The sequence below is a fragment of the Citricoccus sp. NPDC055426 genome, assembly GCF_040677445.1.
In the GTDB taxonomy this organism is placed as follows: Bacteria; Actinomycetota; Actinomycetes; order Actinomycetales; family Micrococcaceae; genus Citricoccus.
On sequence record NZ_JBFARZ010000001.1, the window covers coordinates 504,683 to 525,557 of the forward strand.

The following is a 20,875-nucleotide window of genomic DNA, read 5'->3' on the forward strand; positions in this document are numbered from 1 at the left end:
GTCCTGCCCTCAAAGGGGGTGGGAATCCTACCCGGCCAGGTGGAACGCAACCTCGAAGATGCCGGCGGCGACAGCGGCGGAGACGACGCCCAGAACGGTCCAGTAGGTGACCTGTTCGGTGGTCGCCGAGGCGCCGGCCACGGCAGGGGTTTCGGGCAGGGAAAGTGACAGCGGAGTGGACATGATGTCCTCCAAATGAGGGGATTCCGGGTCTGCCCAGAGCGGGCATCGGGCAGGACACTACCGATGAATCACCCCGGAGGAAACCGCCACGCCGGGCGACACGCCGAAGAGGTTTCATTCAGAGGTTTTCGGTCCCAAAACGTCCTGGTCAGCCCCCAATGAGTTGAGTCCCGGCCGCCCGCGGAGAGCCCCTGGGCCCGCCTATCCCAGGGCCCGGCTGAGCATCTCCAGCCGCAGCTGCCGGGCCGTGCCCATATGGGCACGCATGGCCTCGCGGGCGGCCGCGCCGTCCCGCTCGCGGACGTGACCGATGAGCGCCGCGTGTTCATCCAGCGACTGCTCCCACCGCCCCGGGGCGGTCAGCGTGGAGGTCGGGGCGTGGACCTGGTGCGTGGCCAGCCGGTCCAGCAGGTCGCGCAGGACGGGGTTGCGGGTGGCGGCCCACAGCGCCTCGTGGAACTCGACGTTGGTGGTCAGCCGGGTGCCGTTGTCCGGGTCCTGAAGGGCGCGGTCCCTCGCCAGCAGGCCCTCCAGGCGGGCGAGGTCGATCTCGGTGCGCGCGGCCGCGGCCTCCTCGGCCGCCTGGCCCTCGAGCAGGATCCTCAGGTCATAGACCTGCATGAGCTGCTCCGGGTCCAGGCTCCGCACCTGCAGGCCTCGCGTGCCGCGCTCGAGCAGGCCCTCCTGCTGGAGCCGGCCCAGGGCCTCGCGGACGGGGGTCCGGGAGACGCCGAACCGTTCGGCCAGGGCCACCTCGCGGAAGGGCGCGCCGGGGGAGTGCTCTCCGCGCAGGATCTCCGCCTTGAGCTCGCCGTGCATCGATGCGGCGTCGACTCTGCCTGCCACTGGTGTCCCCTTCTGCTTCAACCGCGTTCAACCGCGCCGGCCGGCGGCGGACACCCTGAAGGACCAGGGGCCCGACGCCGGCCGGTCACCGGGCGCTGTCAGGCCAGCGTACCGGCGCGCCGGCCGAAGACGACGCCGGCCGCGAGGCCGGAGCCGCCGGGGTAGTTGCCCGCGAACAGCCCGCCGAGCATCTCACCGCAGACGTACAGCCCGTCGATGGGCGAACCCTCGGCGTCCAACACCCGGCCGTGGGTGTCCGACTTCAGCCCGCCGAAGGTGAAGGTGATGCCGCAGGTGACGGCGTAGGCGTAGAAGGGCCCCTGGCTCAGGGGGGTGGCCCAGTTGGACTTGACCGGGGTGGTCTCCGCGCGGCGGCCGTCCTTGACGGTGGGGTCCCAGGGGATCGAGGTGTCGATGGAGGCGTTGTAGTCCGCCACGGTCTGCGCCATCGCGGAGGGATCCACGCCGATCTGCGCCGCCAGGTCCTCGAGGGTGTCCGCCTGGGCCACGGTGATCCCCGGCATGTCGTACTCCTCGGTGCGCAGCATGGCCCGCAGCGGGGCGTCGAAGATCTGGTAGGCCACCGAGCCGGGCTGCTTGAGGATCTCGCGGCCGAACTTGGCGTAGGTGTAGTTGCGGAAGTCCTCCCCCTCGTCCACGAACCGGCGGCCCTGGTTGTTCACGATGATCCCCAGCGGGTAGGACTGGCGGGTCAGGCGGTTGGTCAGCTCGCGGTTGGACTCGTTGTCCGGGGTGAAGGCGTCCCACTGGGTGGAGTGGCAGGTGGACCAGTGCCCGCCCTTGACGGCGCCGATCTTCAGGGCCGCGGCGATCATCTCCCCGTTGTTGTAGGGCGTGCCCCGGACCTTGGCGTTCTCCCAGCCCTCCCCGAGGTGCTCGCGGCGCCACTCGGCGCTCGACTCGAAGCCGCCGGCCCCGAGGATGACGGACTCGGCGCGCAGCTGTCGCAGCGAGCCGTCCTGCTGGCGGACAGTGACGCCGGTGACCCTGCCGTCCTCGAGGAGCAGCCCCGTCACGTCCTGCCCGTAGCGGACCTCGGTGCCCAGCTCACCGGCCACGCGGACGTGGTCGTGCATGAGGCCCTCGCCGCCGCCCACGTTGCCCACGTGCAGCCCGCCCCAGAACAGGTAGCCGCCGTCCTCGCGCTGGTAGGCCTGGCGCTCGTACATCAGCCGGTACCGCAGCCCCAGGTTCTTCAGCCAGCGCAGGTTCGGGGCGGCCTCGTTCACGAGGACCTCGGTCAGCTCCGGGTCGTTGCGGCCGTCCGTGACGCGTTCCAGGTCCGCGGCGTAGTCCGCGGCGGAGTACGGGGGGACCTCGGTGGCGGCATGGCGCTCGTCCGGCTCGATGAAGTCGGCCAGGTCCTCCAGGCCCTGGTGGGCGATGCGGGTGGCGCCGGCGGTGTAGTAGCTGTTGCCGCCGAAGGCGTCCTGCGGGGCCTTCTCCAGCAGCAGGACCTTCCGGCCACGCTCGGCGGCGGCGTGGGCCGCGGTGAAGGCGGCATTGCCACCTCCGACGACGATCACGTCCGCGTCCAGTCCGGCGCCGCGCTCGGTCAGCTGGTCCTCGGTGGGGGCAGTGCTGGTCATGGGGGTCCCTTTCGATGGCTTCGCCGCTCATCCACGACGACTGTGCACGACTGTATACAAATGTGGACAGAGGTGCAAGGGGGTGCGCGGGACGCAGGGCGGTGGCGGGAGGGGCGGGAAGCTGCGGGAGAACGGGCGCTGCGGGCGAGTCAGTACACCTACCGGCCGGTCCAGACGTAGCGGTGCTCCGGGCGGCCGGCCGCACCGTAGCGCGGACGCAGCTCCGCCAGGTCCTGACTGGTGAGGAACTCCAGGTAACGCCGGGCGCTGACCCGGGAGATCCCGCAGTCGGCGGCCACCTCACGGGCCGAGACGTCCGCGCCGGCGCCGGCCCGTTGCAGCGATTCGGCCACCAGTTGCAGGGTGGGGGCCGAGAACCCCTTGGGCAGGCGTCCCGGCAGACCGTGCTCCGCCGGCCCCGGGGCACCCGCGGGCGCCACCTCCGGCGCCCGGCCGGACGCGCCACGGACCAACTGGTCGATCTCGGCCTGTTCCAGTTCCTGCTGGTCCGGGTCGGCGGCGTCGGCACCCTGGACCAGGGCGGCGATCTCCAGCAGCCGGGCGTTGAAGTCCTCCCGGGAGAAGGGCTTGACCAGGTAGCCGTCCACGCCGAGGCCCACGGCACGCCGCACGGTGTCCCGTTCGCTGGCGGCGGTGACCATGACCACCGCGACATCGTGGCCGGTGGCGCGCAGGTCCTTCAGCACCTCCACGCCGTTGCGGTCCGGCAGGTGCACGTCCAGCAGCACCAGGTCCACCTCGTGCCCGGCCAGGAAATCCGCCACGGGCGCCCCGCGCTCCAGCACGGCCACCACCTCGAAGCCGTCCAGGGCCTCCACGAAGCGTCGGTGCATGCGGGCCACCGCGAAGTCGTCGTCCACCACGAGGGTCCTGATCGTCATGCCGGCTCCTGTCCGCGTTCGGGGCTGGTCCTGTCGGGGCCAGCCGTATCGGCCCCGGGCCACCCGGCCCGGAAACGGGCCCCGCCCAGCGGTGAGGTCTCCACGGAGACCCGGCCGATCCGGCGTCGGGCGATCCGGTCCACCAGGGCGAGGCCCACGCCGCGGCCGCCCGCGATCCGCCCGCCCGTGGCCCCATCCTCCTTGGTGGAGGCGCCCCAGCGGAACAGCTGCCGCGCCCGCGCCGGGTCCACGCCGGCGCCGGAGTCATCCACCGTGACCTCGAAGCCGCCGTCCCCGGCGGCCAGCTCCAGCACCACCGTGCCGCCGTCCCCGGCCGCCTCGATGGCGTTCGTGAGCAGGTTGGCCACCACGGTGAGGGCATCGTCATCCGCGTGCCAGTCCGGATGCAGCGCGCTGGACTCGGAGAGCGTGAGCCCGACGCCGGCCTCGCGGGCCAGCGCCGCCTTCGCGCCGACCAGCGCGGCGAGGGCGGAGTCCGTCAGCCCCGTCCGGTCGGGGCCGCCGGTCAGGCCGGTCAGGCCGCGGATGTAGGCCTCCGCCTCCTCGGTCTCGCCGAGGGACAGCAGCCCCGAGATCACATGCAGGCGGTTGGAGAACTCGTGGGTCTGGGAGCGCAGGGTCTCGGTGACGCTGCGTTGGCCCTCCAGCTCCCGCAGGTTGGCCTCCAGCTCCGTGCGGTCCTGCACCGTGAGGGTGCGCCCGATGTCCCGGCCTCGGGCCCGGATGGGACGCACCCGGGCCAGCAGGATGCGCTCGCCGGCCAGGGCGAAGGTGGTCCGCTCGGCGGGCTCGATGCCGGTGTCGCCCGGGGCATCTGGGACCGCCAGCAGGGCGGCCAGGTCGGGGTCGAGGACCTCGGCGGCCAGTCGGCCCTGGACGCCGTGGTCCACGGAGAGCAGGCGGGTGGCCTCGTCGTTGATGAGGATGATCCGGCCCTCCTCGTCCACGCCCACCACCCCGTCCCCCACGCTGTGCAGCAGGGCCTGGCGGGACTGGTGGAGGGCGGACATCTCCTCCGGATCGGCCCCGTAGATGCGGGTGCGCACGTAGCGGGAGGCCCAGGCGGCACCGGCGGTCCCCAGCCCGGCGGCGAGCAGGATCCAGGGCGCGAAGCCGAGGACCACCTCGAGCAGGTCCCCGCGGATCTCGCTCTGCAGCATGCCCACCGAGACGGTGCCCACCACGGTGCCCTCGTCCCAGATCGGCACCTTCGAGCGCAGGGACACCCCGAGGGGACCCTCCTCGGTGCCGCGGAACGTCTGTCCGCCGCGGATCGGCCCGTGGTCCGAGGAGACGGGCTCCCCGATCTGGTCCGGATCGGGATGAGCCACCCGCAGGCCGTTGCGGTCCACCACCACCACGAACTCCACGCCGGCCGCCCGTTGGGCCAGGTGGGCGATCGGTTGGATCTGCTCCGCCGCGTCCGCCGCGTTCACGGAGGCGATGACGTCCGGGTTCTCGGCGATCTCCGTGGCCACGGTGTGGACCTCCTCGAAGGCCAGGTCCCGGGTGCGCAGGTCCTCGAAGCGCAGCACGATCGCGGCCACGGCCACCACGGTCAGCAGCACGATCGCCACCTGCAGCGTCAGCAGCCGCAGCCGGCGGCCCCGGCGGGAGGGGGATCTGTGCATTCTCGTTGTCAGAACTTTCTTAACGGGCCCTTATGACCACAACCGGTTTTCGACTGTGCCGTGCATCACAACTCTGCCACCGTGGAGCATCGGTCCACGAACACTAGCGGGCCAGAACCTCCACCGAAGGTAACGAGAGACGATGAGTTCACGCACATTCACGAAGACCGTCCTCGGCGTGGCCGCGGCCGGCGTCGTCGGATTGGCCCTGGTCAACGCCGCCTCGGATGGCGGTGAGGCCACGGCACGGTCCAAGCTGGTGCTGATGGCCCCGGCCTCACCCGGCGGCGGCTGGGACGGGTTCGCCCGCGAGTCGCAGCAGGCCATCAAGTCGGACGGCATCTCCAACAACGTCCAGGTGGTCAACGTCCCCGGCGCCGGCGGGACCATCGGCCTGGGACAGTTCGCCCAGATGGAGGGCCGCTCGGACATGCTGATGGTCACCGGCGGCGTCATGGTCGGCGCCGTGGAACTGGCCGACTCCGGGGTCTCCCTCGAGGACGTCGACCCGCTGGTCCGCCTGGCCGACGACTTCGCGGCCCTCGTGGTCCCGGCGGACTCGCCGTACAAGACGCTGGACGACTTCATCGAGGCCTGGAAGCAGGACCCGGGCGGCACCTCCATCTCCGGCGGGTCCCTCGGCTCCATCGACCACCTGCTCACCGGGCTGGTGGCCGAGAAGGTCGGGATCGACCCCGCCGAGACCAACTACATCGCCTACTCCGGCGGCGGGGAGGCGCTGACCTCCATGCTCTCCGGCACCACGGTGGCCGGGATGTCCGGCTACAACGAGGTGGCCGACCAGATCGAGGCCGGCAACCTGCGGGCCCTGGCCGTCTCCTCCGAGGAGCGGCTGCCCGGGGTGGACGTGCCGACGTTCAAGGAACAGGGCGTGGACGCCTCCATGGCCAACTGGCGCGGCCTGGCCGCTGCCCCCGGGGTGTCCGAGGAGGACCGCGAGGAGCTGCTGGAGATCGTGGACGAGTACCGCCAGACCGAGCACTGGCAGGACGCCCTCGAGCGCAACAGCTGGACGGACAGCTTCATGACCGGCGAGGAGTTCGACGCCTTCCTCGACGAGGAGATCACCCGCACCGAAGACATCGTGGAAGGACTCGGACTGTGAGCGAGCACCAGACCATCACCCCCGCTTCAGGGGCACCCACCGCAGGCCGGCCTGCGGGACCGGACCGGCCGTCGTCGGGCACCCCGGGTATCCCGGGCACCCCGGGCTCTTCAGGCCACCGGCCCCGGAGCTTCTGGTCCGGGCGCAGCGAGCTGATCATGCCGCTGCTGGTCGGTGGCCTCGCCACGTGGCTGGCCATCGAGACGGCCACCATGAACGTGATGGGCGATTCCGTCCCGGGGCCGCAGTTCTTCCCGACCATCGTCTGCATCGTGCTGTTCGCGGTGGCGCTGGTCCACACGATCCAGATCCTGCGCCAGCCCCGGCTGCCGGACCCCACCGACGAGGCCGACAACGCCGACTGGTCCTCGGACATGCTCGGTGACCTGGCCCGCGCCTCGGACCGCGGCCGCGAGCGGATCGCCGGCCGCACCCCCGAGGCCACGCTGCCGAGCCACTGGAAGACGTACACGGACTGGAGGACCGTGGGGCTCGTGGTGGGCGGGGTGGCCGCGTTCATCCTCGTGCTGCCCGTGCTCGGCTGGGTCTTCTCCGCCGCCGGCCTGTTCTGGGTGGTCTGCAAGGCCCTGGGCAGCAGGCGCCCGGTCTTCGACCTCATCATCTCGCTGGTGTTCTCCTCCATCATCCAGCTGGCATTCAACGCCGGCCTGGGCCTGAACCTGCCCGGCGGCTTCCTGGAAGGACTGATCTGAGATGGACCAGCTGAACCTGTTGATGGAGGGCTTCGGCGCCGCCCTCACCCCGATCAACCTGCTGTGGGTGCTGATCGGCGCACTGCTGGGCACCGCCGTGGGCGTGCTGCCCGGGCTGGGCTCCTCGATGGCCGTGGCCCTGCTGCTGCCCATCACCTTCACCCTGGACCCGACCGCCGCGTTCATCATGTTCGCGGGCGTCTACTTCGGCGGCCTCTTCGGGGACTCCACCGCCGGCATCCTGCTGAACACCCCCGGCAACTCCGCGGCCATCGCAGGCTCCTTCGAGGGGCATCGGATGGCCAAGGACGGGCGGGCCGCCAAGGCCCTGGCCACCGCGGCCGTGGGCGCCTTCACGGGCGGGCTGATCGCCACCACCCTGGTGGTGTTCTTCGCCCCGGTCCTGGTGACAATGGCCACCGCCTTCGGCCCGGCCGAGTACTTCGCCCTGGCCGTGTTCGCCTTCCTGGCGATCTCCTCCGTGGTCTCCGAGTCCGTGGTGAAGGGCCTGGGGGCCCTGGCCATCGGGCTCGTGCTGGCCATGGTGGGCGTGGACGGCCCCTCCGGCACCGTGCGCTACACCCTGGGCATGCCCCAGCTGTTCGACGGCATCTCGATCGTGGTCATCACCGTGGGCCTGCTGGCCCTGGGCGAGGTCCTGCACATCGCCGGCCGGATCCACCGCGACCCGGACTCGGACCGGATCATGACCCGGGGCCGGGCCCGGCTGGAGCGGGCGGACGTGCGCAAGGCCCTGCCGGCCTGGCTGCGCGGCACCGCCTTCGGGGTGCCCTTCGGCATCATCCCGGCCGGCGGCGCCGAGGTACCCACGTTCCTGGCCTACGGCACCGAGAAGCGCCTGGCCAAGCGCCGCGGGGACACCGAGTTCGGCTCCACCGGCTCCATCAAGGGCGTGGCCGCCCCCGAGGCCGCCGGCAACGCGACCGCCGGCACCGCCATGGGCGCCCTGCTCGCCCTCGGCCTGCCGACCTCGGCCACCGCCGCCATCATGCTGGCCGCCTTCCAGCAGTACGGCATGCAGCCCGGGCCGCTGCTCTTCGAGCGCAGCGGTGAGCTGGTCTGGACCCTGCTGGCCTCGCTGTTCATCGGCCTGGTGGTCCTGGTCATCCTGAACATGCAGTTCGCCGTGCTGTGGGCCAAGCTGCTGCTGATCCCGCGCCACTACCTCTACGCGGGCATCACGGTGCTGTCCATGCTGGGCGTGTACGCCATCAGCTCCGCCACCCTGGACCTGTGGGTCCTGCTGGCCGTCGGCCTGCTCGGCTTCGTGATGCGCCGGTACCAGTTCCCGCTGGCCCCCGTGCTGATCGCCGTGGTCCTGGGGCCGCTGGCCGAGACCGAGCTGCGCCGCGCCCTGACCGTGGCCGAGGGCGACGCCTCGATCCTGGTCTCCAGCCCGGTGACGGTCATCCTGTACTCCGTGCTGGTCCTCGCCCTGGCGGTCAGCGGTCTGCAGCACCTGCGCCACCGCCGGCTGAAGGCCGCCGAGGCGGCTGGCGGCACCGGTGGCCAGGGCGGCTCCGGCGGCCCGGGCAGTTCCGGCGGCTTCGGTGGAGGTCCCGGTCAGGGGCCCGACGCCGGCCCGGGCACCGGTCCTGCAATCGGCCCGGAGGCCACGGCGGACGGACCGGAGCCGGTGGGTGCCGGCGTCGGTTTCGCCAGAGACGGATAGCGGCAGGCGCCTCGGCGCGAGGTCCTCCGAGCGGCCCCGACGGGCGGCGCGGAGGGCCCGCGCTGGCGTAGGGTCTCCTCGTGGACACCGTTGAGCTGGAGCGTCGACTGGCGGCACTGGCCGACGCCGCCCCCTTCGCCCTGCACTACGGTGCGGAGCCCGTCTCCCCGGCCGCAGCGGCCGGCGGGCCGGACCGCATCACCCGCGGGGCCGACGTCGTCCTTCCCTCCTTCTCCACGCGCAAGGTCGGCATCCTCTGCGCCACCCTCGCCCTGGCCCGTGCGGGACGGCTGGACCTGGACCAGCGGCTGACCATCACCGCGGCGCACCGCGAGGGGGTGCAGGCCGGGATCATGCGCAGCCTCGCCCCGGGGCTGGACCTGACGCTGCACGACTGCCTGGTGCAGATGATGTGCACCTCGGACAACATCTGCACCCAGCTCGTCTTCGAGGCCATCGGCGCCGCCGTGGACGACCTGCCGCAGGACGCCCTGCAGTTCGTCAACGACTACTGTGCCTGGGCCGGGATGCGTTCCACCCTGCACCGAGAGGTCTTCCCGCGCACCGGCGGGCTGGACTGGCACCACCCGATCGACGGGCTCACCGTGACCACCGCCGCGGACCAGGCCCGGTTGCTCGTGATGCTCGGCCGCGGTGCCGGTGGCCCGGGCGCCCTCGAGGCCGCGGCCCGTCTCCAGCTGACCCCGGCGGACTGCCGGCGGGCGATCGAGCTGATGCGCGGCATCCACACCCCGCGCCTCGGCGCCGCCACCACCCGCATCACCTTCGCCGAGAAGAACGGCCGCGGCCTGCGCTCACTGTCCCAGGTGGGGCTGGCCCTGGGGCCCGGCGGGGAGCCGCTGGCCGCCGTGGCCGTCTACGCCGAGACCGTCCCCACCGCGCTGCCGGACGGGGTGCCCGGCCGCAACGCCATGTTCGCCGCCTTCGCCGAGATCGGCCGGGCCGTGGAGGGCTGGGTGGCGCCGGTGGTGACGGCATGAAGCGTCCGCCGCCCGCGGTCCGTGCCCTTGCGCTGGCGGAGCTGTCCGGCGCGTACCCCCACCTGCGCTTCGCCGTCCGGTCCGCGGATGGTCGCCAGCAGGGGCACGACGCCGGCGCCCGGCACCCGCTGGCCGGTACCGGGAAGCTGGTGCTGGCCTGCGCGGTGGCCCGCCTGGCCGCGAGGGACCCGGGTCTGCTGGGCGATCGACTGACCCTGACCGGTGCCCGCCGGGACGCCGCCCGTTCGGGGACGCTGCGCCTGATGAGCGGCGAGCTGACCCTGACCGTGGATGATGCCCTGACCCTGATCGTCGGCACCGGGGACGCCCGGTGCGTGCTGGCCCTCCTGGATCACCTGCGGGACCGGGCGTACGACGTGGTGGGGGAGGCCCGGGCCCACGTGGCCGGACTCGGTCTCGAGGACACCGAGATCACCGGACTGGAGACGGACGGACGCCCGGAGGGAGGCCATCCTGGGGACGCCGGCGAGGGATCCAGCTGGGGCGAGGGCCTCAGGGGAGTGACGACCCCGTCCGACCTCTGCACCCTGCTGAGCGCCCTGCCCGAGTCGGTGCTGGGGTGGATGGGCGCGGCCTTCGAACCGGCCGGGCTGGCCAGCGGGCTACCGGGCTTCGGTCCGCGCACCGTGCCGCACCAGACGGTGGCCGGCTGGGAACTGCTTGCGGATGCGGGAGGCCTGGAAGACCCGGACGACCCGGACGACCCTCGCGGCTGGGCCTCCGTCCTCGTCCTGCCCGGTGCCGTGGTGGCGGCCTACCTCCCCGCCCGGCAAGCGGACGGCACCGCCGTGGCGCCCCTGCAGGCGTCCACGACCCTGGGCGCGCTGGGCCTGTCCGTCTGGCAGGAGTTCCACTCCTGAGCTCCCCGGCTCCCCGATCGACGTCACACGAATTGGCCCCGGAATCCGGAATCCTGAGCCACTTCGTGTGACTTCGATGGTCCGGAGGCGGTGAGGACTACAGGCCGAACGCCCGGGCGTAGCGCACCGTCCCCGCGGGAACCGGGCGGTCCTGGCGCAGCCCCAGCACCATCAGGGCCTCGTCCGGGACCTCGAAGTCCACGCGGATCCCGGCCCCCGCGGCGCGGGCGAAGCCGAACCTCGGGTAGTACTCCGGGTGCCCCAGCACGACGACGGCCCCCTCCCCGCGCGCCCGGGCCGCTTCCAGCGCGGCGCGGATGGCGGCGGTGCCGGCACCGGTTCGCTGGCGCTCCGGAACCACGGCGCAGGGGGCCAGGGCCAGGGCGGGGGCGCCGTCGATGTGGCACCGCGTGAGCAGGGCATGGCCCACCGGCCGGTCGGCGTCGTCCACGGCCACGAGGGACAGGCCCTCCCAGGCCGGATCATGGCGCAGCCGGTCCACCAGGTCGGCCTCGTCCGCCCGGCCGAAGGCGGAGAGGTTCACGTGCCGGACGGCCTCGGCGTCCTCCGGTCGTTCGGGGCGGGTGGTCCAATGCAGCGTGGCCATGCCTCGAGGGTAGGCGCAGTCGGTGGGCGGAGCGGCCTTGGCGCGGACTGGCAGTGTTCTGTGCATCCTCTCCATCACCGCGATTGCGTTTGACGGTGGCGCCCGGTGCGCGGGACGGTCGGAAGCATGCCCAGTGACGCCCGATCCACGCAGACCCGCCCGCCCGAGCCGAAATCCCCCGAGGAGCGTGCCGCCGAGGCGCTCGCGGCCCGGGGCGACCACGCCGAGCCGCGCGGGGTGGAATGGGCGGAGTCCGGCGGTGGGCCGCTGCGCCGCCGCGCTCCGGACCCGAGGCCGGGTGCAGCCATGCCCGCGCCGGCCCCGGAGGCGGAAGGCGCACCGGAGGATCAGGAGGCCGCTGCCGGCGCCGATGGCACCGTGATCCCCGTCCCCCTGTGGGTGCGGGACACCGTGTTGCTGGTGGCCCGGCTGGTCCTCGGGGTGGTCCTCGTGGCCCACGGCCTGCAGAAGGTGTTCCAGGGCGTCTCCGCCACGGCGGAGGGCTTCGGGACGATGGGCATCCCCCTGCCGGAGGCCGCCGCCGTGGTCACCATGGCCGTGGAACTCGGCGGCGGTGCGCTGCTGATCCTCGGCCTGCTGACCCCGATCGCCGGCCTGCTCTGCGCCGTGATCCTCGCCGGTGCCATCGTCTTCGCGCACCTGGGCAACGGGATCTTCGCCGCCGACGGCGGCTGGGAGGTAGCTGCGGGACTGGGCGTCGGCGCCCTGGTGCTGGCCGTCGTCGGGCCCGGCCGTTTCAGCCTCGACCAGATGCTGCTCCGGGACCGCCAGGCGTAGGGTGGCGCCACGACCAGTTCGGCACACCAGAGCAGGAGGCGTCATGTCCGGGAAGTCCACCGAGTTCTCCGTGGGGGACCACGTGAGCTGGAACTCCGAGGCGGGCCGGGTCTCCGGAACGATCACGAAGGTCCACACCAGCGACTTCGACTACAAGGGCCACACCCGGCGGGCCTCGAAGGACGAGCCGCAGTACGAGATCAAGAGCGACAAGACGGATCACATCGCGGCGCACAAGGGCGGCACGCTGTCCAAGGCGTAAGCCAACCCTCCACGTTTTGAGGGCAATTCGGACCGGTTCAAACTGCCCTCAAAGTGAGGTGGCGGTCAGGGGGCGGAGGCGTCCGCGCCGTCCACCAGCGGGAACAGGCTGAGGTAGAGCCGGATCCGCCGGGACTCGGCACCCTCGGCCGGGGCGCTTCCGGAGGGCCCGAGGGCCTGCTTGTGGCGCTCGATGACCTCCAGGAGCTCCTCGCCCAGCGCGCGCTCCTGCTCGAGGGTCATGGTCATGGTGGTGGTCGTATCCACGGAGGCCTCCACCCACTCCCGCGGCTCGGTGGGGGCGGCATCCAGGTAGCTGCTGATGTTCTCCATGCGGAGGCGCAGCCCCTCATGCAGCACCGAGTGCATCACCCGCAGGTTCGCCGCGTCCTGGCCCAGCTCCTCCACGTGCAGGCGGTAGCCGAGCGGCTTCCACCAGCGCTCCCGCCCCGAGCCACGGCCGGAGTCCTCCTCCACGAGCCCGTGTTTCTCGAGCTGGCGCAGGTGGTAACTGGTCTGGCCGGTGCTCTCGTCCAGGTGCCGGGCCAAGGACGTGGCCGTCGCCGAGCCCACGTCCATCAGGCGGGAATACATCGCCATCCGCAGGGGGTGTGCGAAGGCCTTCATGGTCTGGGCGTCCATGGAGCGCTCGGCGATCACGGGGATTACCGGGCCGGCGCCCGCCGGCGGAGCGCCGACGTCTTGCCGTGCATCGGGCGCCGGGGTCTTGTCATCAGCCATGTGCAGAGATACCTTTGCATAGACATTGATGCAGAGAAACCTCTGCATACTCCTCTTGGCAACAGTCTACGAAGGCGGCGACCATGTTGCGCACCACCCCCGAAGCACCACCCCACTCGGCCGGCCCCTCCACGGTGCCTCCGCGGGAACGGCTCGGCCGGCCCTTCAACGTGCACCTGTCCACCGTGGCCCTGTCCAACCTCGTGGACGGCATGGTGATGGTGGGTGTCCCGCTGCTGGCTGTCTCGCTGACCCGGTCCCCTCAGGAGATCGCCTGGCTCTCCACCCTCTTCTGGTTGCCGTGGCTGTTATTCGGGCTCGCCTCCGGCGTGCTGGTGGACCGCCTGGACCGGCGGATCGTGCGGCTGGCCGCGACCTCGGTGCGCGTGGCCCTGATGGGTGGCGTGGCGGTGCTCGCCGCCACCGGGCACCTGAGCCTGGTCCTGCTGCTCGTCTTCATGGGGCTGTACGGGCTCACGCAGGTGTTCGTGGACCTCTCCGCCCGCACGATCGTGCCCCAGCTGGTGCCCTCATCCCGCCTGGCCGCCGCGAACGGGCGCACCATGGCGGCCGAGCGGGTGTTCGACGACTTCATCGGCCGGCCCGTGGGCGGCCTGCTCGTGGTGGCCGGCGCCGGCTGGCTGTTCGGCGCCGCGGCCGCCGTGGGCGTGGCGGCCCTGTTGCTGCTCGGACTCGGGCTGACCGGACGGTTCCGCCCCGGGGACGCCCTGCCCGGCGCCGCAGCCGAGCACAGCGGGCAAGCCGAGCACAGCGGCTCAGCCGAGCACAGCGGAACCGGGGCCGAGGGCGCCAGGCCCCCGGCCGGCGTCGTGCCCGCGGAGCGCACCGGGGCACTGCGGGAGGTGCGCCAGGGGCTGGGATTCCTGTTCGGCCACCCGGTGCTGCGGCCGGTGGCGATCATGGCCGCCGTGGCCAACCTGGCGTCCGCGGCCTATATGGCGGTGTTTATCCTGTGGGTGGTGGGGCCGGAGTCGGCGATCGGCCTGAGCGCGGGCCAGTACCCGCTGACCATGGTGGCGATGGCGGCCGGGGCCATTCTGGCCACCGTGGTGATCGAGCCGCTGAAGAACCGGTGGCCCGAGGTGCCGCTCATGCTCGGCGGGTGGATGGCGCAGGTGCCGCTGCTGGTGCTGCCGGTGCTCATCCCGCGCCTCGATGTGCTGCTGTCTGCCTGGTTCCTCAGCGGCTTCTGCAACATGACGGGCAACGTGCTGGCCATGACCCTGATGCAGCGCCTCACCCCCAACCGGTTGCTGGGGCGTGTCAACGGGGCCACGAGCACCCTGGCGTTCGGGCTCATGCCGTTGGGCGCCGTGGCGGGAGGGTTCGTGGGCGAGCACCTCGGCCTGCCCGTGGTCTTCATCGGCGCCGCTGCGCTGCTCGGCCTCGCCGTGCTGTATGCGATGCTCACCATCGGCGGCCGGGAGGCCAGGACCACCGGGCCCGACGCCGGCCGCGCACCTCGGCCGGGCGCCGCACCCCAGGCTTCCGGGACGGTTCCGGCGACCGGGCGCGACCTGCGCCCCACGGACCCGAGCGTCCAGCGGGTGCTGCGGGCCGGTGCCCTCGGTGGGGGACCGGGGTTGCGGTGAAGGCGCCGCGCCTACTGGCGGATGCGCTCGCGCACCCGGTCGATGATCTCATCGGCACGCGTGACCAGGTCACCGGCGTCCTCGATGTCGCGGCGGATGCGGGCCCGGGCGTCATCGTCCTTGAGCGGCGCCAGGTCCGTCTCCAGGGTCAGCGCCGCCGCGATCAGCGTGCCCCGCACGGCGGCCGTCCCGGCACCCACGTCACTGAGCACGGTCGCGTTGCAGTCCGCGAGCACCTGCTCGGCGATGGTCAACGCCTCCCGGCCGGCGGCAACCAGCGCCTGTGGGGGACCGGCCGCCGCCTCCGTCTCCTCCTGGATGCGCTCCGAGCGTTCCCGCTGCTGCCCGTCCGTGTCCCGGGGCAACCCGAAGGCCTCGGCCACGCCGGCGAAGGCCTGCTCGTCGTCGTCGGACACGGAGAGGGCGTGGGTGGCCAGGGTGGCGGCCCGGCGGGCGATCTCCTCGTGGTCGCTGAACCGGGCGGCCATGGCCAGCAGCCCGGCACCCTGGGCCAGCAACAGGGCCCCGGTCGCGCCGCCGCCGGGGGTGGGCTTGCCGGAGGCCAGCCGGTCGACGTAGTCCTGGATGGTCTCGTGGCGGATCATGCGACCAGACTATGCGGTTCAGGGTCGGTTCAGGGTGGTCCCGGAGGGTACGGCGTCCATGGCCCGCCGTAGACTCACGGACGTGGATACTGCTGCAACCGAGGCGCGGAGCCCCGGCGTGACCCCCGACTCGACCGCGCGCCGCGCCTGGCCGCGGTTCCTGGTGATCGTGCTGAGCCTGGCGGGCCTGGTGATCGCGCTGCAGTTCGTGCAGGGCCTGCAGGCGATCGTGGGCCCGGTGTTCCTCGGCCTGAACCTGGTGCTCATCGCCTACCCGCTGCAGGCCTGGCTGATCCGTCAGGGCGTGCACCGGTTCCTCGGGGCCACGGTGACGGTGGCCGTGGTGGTCGTGGTGATCCTCGTCTTCATGGCGCTGATCCTGTGGTCCGCGTCCGAACTGGTGATGGCCCTGCCCCAATACGGCCAGCAGTTCAACGAGATCTACAACAGCATGATCACGTGGATCGGCAGCTTCGGCGTGACCCCGGACATGATGCTCGAGCAGCTGTCCGGACTGAACATGTCCACCGTGGTCTCCACCGCCACCGGGATCGTCACCGCGCTGCTGTCCAATGTCACCGCGATCCTGGGGCTCCTGGCCACCGTGGTCATGACCGTGTTCTTCCTGGCCATGGACTCCGTGGCCGTGGACCGCCGGATGGCCCTGCTGAACACCGCCAAGTACGAGCTCGGCACCGCCCTGACCGCCTTCGCGGACGGGGTGCGCCGGTACTGGGTCGTCACCACCATCTTCGGGTTGATCGTGGCGGTGCTGGACGTGGCCGCCCTCGCCATCATCGGGGTGCCGATGATCTGGGTGTGGGGCGTGCTGAGTTTCCTGACGAACTACATCCCCAACGTCGGCTTCATCATCGGCATGGTCCCGCCGGCCCTGCTCGGCCTGGTGGAGGGCGGCTGGGGTGCGTTCTTCGCGGTGGTCGCCGCCTACTCCGTGCTGAACTTCGTCATCCAGGCCGTCATCCAGCCCAAGTTCACGGGGGAGTCCGTCGGCGTGATCCCCACCGTGTCCTTCCTGTCCCTGCTGTTCTGGGCCTGGATCCTCGGCCCGCTCGGTGCCATCCTCGCGCTGCCCGCCACTCTGCTGCTGAAGGCGATCATGGTGGACGCCGACCCGCAGTCACGCTGGATCAACTCCTTCATCGCCTCGGACCTGAAGGGCATGGAGGCGCGGGACCGCAGGGCCCGGAGCACGACGGCGGCCGGTCAGGACGATGCGGCCGTGGAGGCTCCCGGGGTCTCCGGTCCGACCGAGGTCACCGAGACGGTGCCGACCGAGGCCGCCGAGACGGTGCCGGCCGAGCCGGCCGGCCGTCGTCGGGAATCCGGCGAAGCCCAGGAGAACTAGACGTCCAGGTGACCGGGCGACCCAGGCCGGATCCTGGTGAGTCGCTCAACGCCGCCCTTGCGCTCGTTCCCTGTCCGTGGGCCAGGGGTCAGTCTCCAGGGGGCCGCCCCACGCCAGCCAGTCTCTGTACCACCGCGGTGTCAGCGAGACCGGCCACCAGAACACCCCGATCAGACTGACAAAGATGAGCGCGGCACCGATCGCGTCGTAGACCTCGTCCGAGCCGGGGAGGAGTCCCAGGTCAGCGAAGACCCCGAGGCTGATGAAGATGATCCCGGGGCCCAGGAAGGCCAGTCCCAGGGTGTATCTGGTGGGAACCCGCGTGAGCGCGCCGTAGCCCTTCGGTCTCGCCCATGAACGCCAGCGGCCGGACCAGACCAGAAATCCGGCGAGCGTGATGGCTGCCCCGAGGATGGGGAGGCCGTACTGGAGCAACCACGTCACCACAGACATGAAGGCGTCGTTCTCCACCAGGTCTTGCGGGCCATCGATCACGAGAACAAGCTTCCCACGAAGTCCGTGGCCTTCTCGCCGAACGAGTCTCCGTCACGGTGTCGGTGGGGACCACCACCCGTCCCGCGGGGCGGCGGCCCATCATCCCTGGGGAGAGCTGCTCCGGTTGTCCGTGGGGCGTGAAACGATGGTCGGATGCGCGGTTCCCCCTCCTTGCCCTATATCGCCGACCAGGACATCACCCGGCTGGTCGACGCCCGGACGGCTGACCGCGGCAAGAAGTACGCGCGGCAGGGCGCCGTCTCCGATGTCATCTGGGAGCCGACGGACGAGGCCACCTCCACCGAACGGTCCCCGGCCACCCTGTTCGGCGAGGTGCAGGGCAATGAACCGCTGCCGTACGAGACGTTCGTGCTCCTGGTGCCCGGAAAGGCGTCCTCGCGATCACTGCCCCGGCAATGGACCCCGTTGCGTGGCGGCTGCACCTGTCCGGTCCGCGTCAACTGCAAGCACGCCGCCGCGCTGCTCTACGCCGCCACCACGCAGGCGATCCGCGAGCACCTGCGCGGACCGGGAGGGCCGGGGGCCGTGACGCCGGACGGGATGTTCGCTCCGGGGGAGGACCCCGCACCCCAGGGCTGGGGCGAGGTGGAGCGCTTCACGGACGGCGCCCCGATGTCCTCGCTGATGTCCTCCCCGAGGGGCACAGGCCCGGGCGCCCAGCCTGCGGACTGGCGCTCGGTGCTCGGGGAGCTCACCGGTCAGCAGGACGAGGTGCATGCCGAGGAACCGGTCGGGATCGGGGTGGAGCTGCTGGCCGAGCCACGCAGCCAGATGCGCCGCCGCTGGGGCGCCGGGGAGGCCTCCGTGGCGGACGTCCGGGAGGGGGCCGCCCTGCACGTGCAGCTGCGGCCGATGCGCCGAGGCACCCGGAACAACTGGATCAAGGGCGGGCTGACCTGGAAGAAGTTCCAGTACGGTGGGCTGCGCCACCAGTTGCGGGAGGAGCAGGTGGAACTGCTCGGACAGCTCTACCGCCTCCACCTGGCGGAGCGGCCACCCTCCCACGGGTACGGCTCCGACGAGACGATCCGGCTGGACACCCTCACCGGCCCCGCCGCCTGGCAGCTGCTGGTCCGTGCGCAGCAGGCGGGCGTCGAGTTCGTGGGCCAGGGGATCGTCAGCGAGGTGGTGCTCGCCGAACCCGCCGCCGTCCGGCTGGACGTGAGCGGCCCGGAGGCGGACCTGGCCGTGACCCCGGTGGTGGAGTCCGGCGGACAGGTGATGCCCGGCGCGCGGGCGGCCGGCTCCGGTGGCTTCGTCGCCACCGAGGTGCTCAGCGATGCCTCGCGCCACCTCGCCCCCGTGCGGCTGACCCTCGTACCGGCGGCCGAGACCGTCCCCCGTGCCGTACTGGACCTGCTCGCCCAACCTGAGCCGCTGCGGATCCCGAAGGCGGAGTCCGAGGAGTTCTTCTACGACGTCTACCCGCGGCTGTCCCGCATCCTGCCGGTGGACAGCGCGGACGGCACGGTGCAGTTCCCCGAGGTGCCGGCGCCCCGGTTGCAGCTCTCGGTGTCCCACCGCCGCCACCACGAGACCTCCCTGGAGTGGTCCTGGCTGTACTGGGGGCCCAAGCGGGAGCTGCCCGTGGAACACCGGCGCTCTCACCCGCGGGGCGGTTGGTCGCCCACCGGCTACACCGGCCGGGCCCGCGGGGTGGACGTGGACCGGGACATCGAGCACGAGGACGCCGTGCTGGAAGCGGTCCGGGACACGGCGGAACAGGCCACCGAGGGGGTGGCCGTGCTGCCCAGTCAGATCCGCAACACGCACCTGCACGGTGCGGACACCGCCCGCTTCGTGGAGTACGTGCTGCCGGAGCTGGCGCAGCTGGACCACGTCACGGTGGTGGAGCACGGCACCCGCCCGGACTACCGCGAGCTCACGGACGACCCCCAGGTCCGCGTCACCCAGGTCCAGGCCGCAGACCCTCAGGACAACGACTGGTTCGACCTCGGCTTCGAGATCACCGTGAACGGCCAGCTGATCCCCTTCACCGCAGTGTTCAAGGCCCTGGCCGAGGGCAAGAAGACGCTCCTGCTCAACGACGGGACCTACTTCTCCCTGGACAACCCGGGCCTGAACCGCCTGCGCGAGCTCATCTCCGAGGCCGGCGCCATGGGGGAGTGGAAGCCGGACGCCCCGCGGATCAACAAGTATGACGTGGCCCTGTGGGAGGAGTTCGAGGACCTCGCCCACGAGTCCGTGGAGGCGGTCGCCTGGCGGGAGTCCGTGGGCGCCCTGAAGAACCTCTCCGAGATCACGACGCCGGCCGTCCCGGCAGGCCTGGACGCCACCTTGCGTCCCTATCAGCTGGAGGGCTTCGCCTGGCTGTCCTTCCTCTACGACCACCACCTCGGCGGGATCCTCGCCGATGACATGGGCCTGGGCAAGACGATCCAGACGCTGGCGCTGATGCTGCGGGCACGGGATCGGAGCCGCCCCGGGCCGGCACCCCAGGTGACGCCGCCGTTCCTGGTGGTGGCGCCGTCGTCGGTCCTCGCGGTCTGGAAGGAGGAGGCCGAGCGCTTCGCGCCGGGGCTGGAGCTGCGCGTGCTGGACACCACCGCGGCCAAGCGCGGCACGCGCGTCGCCGACGAAGTGGCCGGGGCCGACGTCGTGGTCACCAGCTACACCCTGCTGCGCCTGGACTCGGATCAGTTCACGGACCTGGACTGGGACGGGCTGGTGCTGGACGAGGCGCAGTTCGTGAAGAACCGCGCCGCGAAGGCACACCAGGCGGCCAAGGCCATCCGGGCGCCGTTCCGGCTGGCGATCACCGGCACGCCCATGGAGAACTCGCTGTCCGACCTGTGGGCGCTGCTCTCGCTGACCGCCTCGGGGCTGTTCCCCTCGCCGACGGTGTTCCGGGCCGAGTACACCAAGCCGATCGAATCGCCGGATCCCTCCGAGGACGGCCGCCGCTTCGCCGCGAAGCGGATGGCCCGGTTGCGGCGCCGGATCCGGCCGTTCATGCTGCGCCGGACCAAGGACCTGGTGGCCTCTGACCTGCCGCCGAAGCAGGAGCAGGTCAGCCACGTGGAGCTGGTGCCGAAGCACCGCCGGCTCTACGACCAGGTGCTGCAGCGCGAGCGGCGCAAGGTGCTCGGGCTGCTGGAGAACATGGAGGAGAACCGCTTCGTCATCTTCAAGTCGCTGACCCTGCTGCGCATGCTCGCGCTCGACCCGGCGATCGTGGACGAGAAGTACGACTCCGTGCCGTCCTCCAAGATGGAGGCGCTCATGGGCCAGCTCGAGGAGATCGTCGCGGAGGGCCACCGGGTCATCATCTTCAGCCAGTTCACCTCCTTCCTCACCCGGGTGGGGGACTCCCTGGCGGACCGCGGGGTGGCCTTCGCCTACCTGGACGGGGCCACGCGGAACCGCTCGAAGGTGATCGAGGAGTTCAAGACCGGGACGGCGCCGGCCTTCCTCATCAGCCTCAAGGCCGGCGGCTTCGGGCTGACCCTGACCGAGGCCGACTACGTGTTCCTGCTGGACCCGTGGTGGAACCCCGCCACCGAGGCCCAGGCCGTGGACCGCGCGCACCGGATCGGGCAGGACCGCACCGTCATGGTCTACCGCATGGTGGCCGAGGGCACGATCGAGGAGAAGGTGCTGGCCCTGCAGCAGAAGAAGGCCGCCCTGTTCTCCTCGCTGACCGACGGCGATGCCGCCTTCTCCTCCACCATCACCGCCGACGACGTCCGTGAGCTGTTCACCCCGGAGGCCGACTGACGGAGGGGGCTGCCGGCCACCGC

The 20,875-nt window shown here is 71.8% G+C and carries 19 protein-coding genes; 10 read left to right on the forward strand and 9 right to left on the reverse strand.

What is annotated here, in order from left to right:
• Window positions 1-27: 27 nt before the first annotated feature.
• The 5 genes from AB0K08_RS02310 to AB0K08_RS02330 form a co-directional block, all read right to left on the reverse strand.
• Entirely contained in the window at window positions 28-183 is a 156-nt protein-coding gene (locus AB0K08_RS02310) for a hypothetical protein (protein ID WP_363351242.1), read from the reverse strand.
• Between the two features lie 201 nt (window positions 184-384).
• Entirely contained in the window at window positions 385-1,029 is a 645-nt protein-coding gene (locus AB0K08_RS02315; RefSeq protein ID WP_363351243.1) for a GntR family transcriptional regulator, read from the reverse strand.
• A gap of 98 nt (window positions 1,030-1,127) precedes the next feature.
• Window positions 1,128-2,639 (reverse strand): FAD-dependent tricarballylate dehydrogenase TcuA, encoded by a 1,512-nt coding sequence (tcuA, locus tag AB0K08_RS02320; protein WP_363351244.1) that lies wholly within the window; start codon window positions 2,637-2,639, stop codon window positions 1,128-1,130.
• A gap of 158 nt (window positions 2,640-2,797) precedes the next feature.
• A complete protein-coding gene (locus tag AB0K08_RS02325) occupies window positions 2,798-3,541 on the reverse strand; it encodes a response regulator (protein WP_363351246.1) in 744 nt (247 codons plus the stop codon).
• A complete protein-coding gene (locus AB0K08_RS02330; protein WP_363351248.1) occupies window positions 3,538-5,193 on the reverse strand; it encodes an ATP-binding protein in 1,656 nt (551 codons plus the stop codon). The genes AB0K08_RS02325 and AB0K08_RS02330 overlap by 4 nt, the downstream gene beginning before the upstream one ends.
• A 142-nt stretch (window positions 5,194-5,335) precedes the next feature.
• Between AB0K08_RS02330 and AB0K08_RS02335 the strand changes: the two genes are divergently transcribed.
• The 5 genes from AB0K08_RS02335 (at window position 5,336) to AB0K08_RS02355 (ending at window position 10,607) form a co-directional block, all read left to right on the forward strand.
• Window positions 5,336-6,319: a tripartite tricarboxylate transporter substrate binding protein gene (locus AB0K08_RS02335; protein ID WP_363351250.1), complete on the forward strand. Its 984-nt coding sequence runs from the start codon at window positions 5,336-5,338 to the stop codon at window positions 6,317-6,319.
• Entirely contained in the window at window positions 6,316-7,032 is a 717-nt protein-coding gene (locus AB0K08_RS02340) for a tripartite tricarboxylate transporter TctB family protein (protein ID WP_363351252.1), read from the forward strand. The genes AB0K08_RS02335 and AB0K08_RS02340 overlap by 4 nt, the downstream gene beginning before the upstream one ends.
• Window position 7,033: 1 nt before the next feature.
• Window positions 7,034-8,725, forward strand: a complete 1,692-nt coding sequence (locus tag AB0K08_RS02345; protein WP_363351254.1) for a tripartite tricarboxylate transporter permease — start codon at window positions 7,034-7,036, stop codon at window positions 8,723-8,725.
• A gap of 80 nt (window positions 8,726-8,805) precedes the next feature.
• On the forward strand, window positions 8,806-9,726 hold the full coding sequence (locus AB0K08_RS02350) for a serine hydrolase (RefSeq protein ID WP_363351256.1): 921 nt from the start codon (window positions 8,806-8,808) through the stop codon (window positions 9,724-9,726).
• Window positions 9,723-10,607 carry a serine hydrolase gene (locus AB0K08_RS02355; RefSeq protein ID WP_363351258.1) on the forward strand — a complete coding sequence of 295 codons (885 nt, stop codon included), beginning with the start codon at window positions 9,723-9,725 and terminating at the stop codon, window positions 10,605-10,607. Before AB0K08_RS02350 ends, AB0K08_RS02355 begins: the two co-directional genes overlap by 4 nt.
• A 97-nt stretch (window positions 10,608-10,704) precedes the next feature.
• Here AB0K08_RS02355 and AB0K08_RS02360 read toward each other — a convergent pair whose 3' ends face one another.
• Window positions 10,705-11,214: an N-acetyltransferase gene (locus AB0K08_RS02360; RefSeq protein ID WP_363351260.1), complete on the reverse strand. Its 510-nt coding sequence runs from the start codon at window positions 11,212-11,214 to the stop codon at window positions 10,705-10,707.
• 126 nt (window positions 11,215-11,340) lie between these two features.
• On the opposite strand from AB0K08_RS02360, the gene AB0K08_RS02365 reads away from it, so the two are divergent.
• Window positions 11,341-12,012 carry a DoxX family protein gene (locus AB0K08_RS02365; RefSeq protein WP_363351262.1) on the forward strand — a complete coding sequence of 224 codons (672 nt, stop codon included), beginning with the start codon at window positions 11,341-11,343 and terminating at the stop codon, window positions 12,010-12,012.
• 43 nt (window positions 12,013-12,055) lie between these two features.
• Entirely contained in the window at window positions 12,056-12,274 is a 219-nt protein-coding gene (locus AB0K08_RS02370) for a DUF2945 domain-containing protein (RefSeq protein ID WP_363351264.1), read from the forward strand.
• A gap of 65 nt (window positions 12,275-12,339) precedes the next feature.
• Here the strand turns inward: AB0K08_RS02370 and AB0K08_RS02375 are convergent, their stop codons facing one another.
• A complete protein-coding gene (locus AB0K08_RS02375; RefSeq protein ID WP_363351266.1) occupies window positions 12,340-13,014 on the reverse strand; it encodes a helix-turn-helix domain-containing protein in 675 nt (224 codons plus the stop codon).
• 83 nt (window positions 13,015-13,097) lie between these two features.
• Here AB0K08_RS02375 and AB0K08_RS02380 point away from each other — a divergent pair, with 83 nt between their 5' ends.
• Window positions 13,098-14,627: an MFS transporter gene (locus AB0K08_RS02380; RefSeq protein ID WP_363351269.1), complete on the forward strand. Its 1,530-nt coding sequence runs from the start codon at window positions 13,098-13,100 to the stop codon at window positions 14,625-14,627.
• A gap of 11 nt (window positions 14,628-14,638) precedes the next feature.
• Here AB0K08_RS02380 and AB0K08_RS02385 read toward each other — a convergent pair whose 3' ends face one another.
• Window positions 14,639-15,232, reverse strand: coding sequence for a cyclodeaminase/cyclohydrolase family protein (locus AB0K08_RS02385; RefSeq protein ID WP_363351271.1), 594 nt, complete (start codon window positions 15,230-15,232; stop codon window positions 14,639-14,641).
• A gap of 82 nt (window positions 15,233-15,314) precedes the next feature.
• Here AB0K08_RS02385 and AB0K08_RS02390 point away from each other — a divergent pair, with 82 nt between their 5' ends.
• Complete coding sequence (locus AB0K08_RS02390; RefSeq protein ID WP_363351273.1) at window positions 15,315-16,598, forward strand: AI-2E family transporter; 1,284 nt, start codon at window positions 15,315-15,317, stop codon at window positions 16,596-16,598.
• A gap of 45 nt (window positions 16,599-16,643) precedes the next feature.
• Here the strand turns inward: AB0K08_RS02390 and AB0K08_RS02395 are convergent, their stop codons facing one another.
• Window positions 16,644-17,093 (reverse strand): hypothetical protein, encoded by a 450-nt coding sequence (locus AB0K08_RS02395; protein ID WP_363351275.1) that lies wholly within the window; start codon window positions 17,091-17,093, stop codon window positions 16,644-16,646.
• Window positions 17,094-17,246: 153 nt separating this feature from the next.
• On the opposite strand from AB0K08_RS02395, the gene AB0K08_RS02400 reads away from it, so the two are divergent.
• A complete protein-coding gene (locus AB0K08_RS02400; protein ID WP_363351277.1) occupies window positions 17,247-20,852 on the forward strand; it encodes an SNF2-related protein in 3,606 nt (1,201 codons plus the stop codon).
• The last annotated feature ends 23 nt before the right edge of the window (window positions 20,853-20,875 follow it).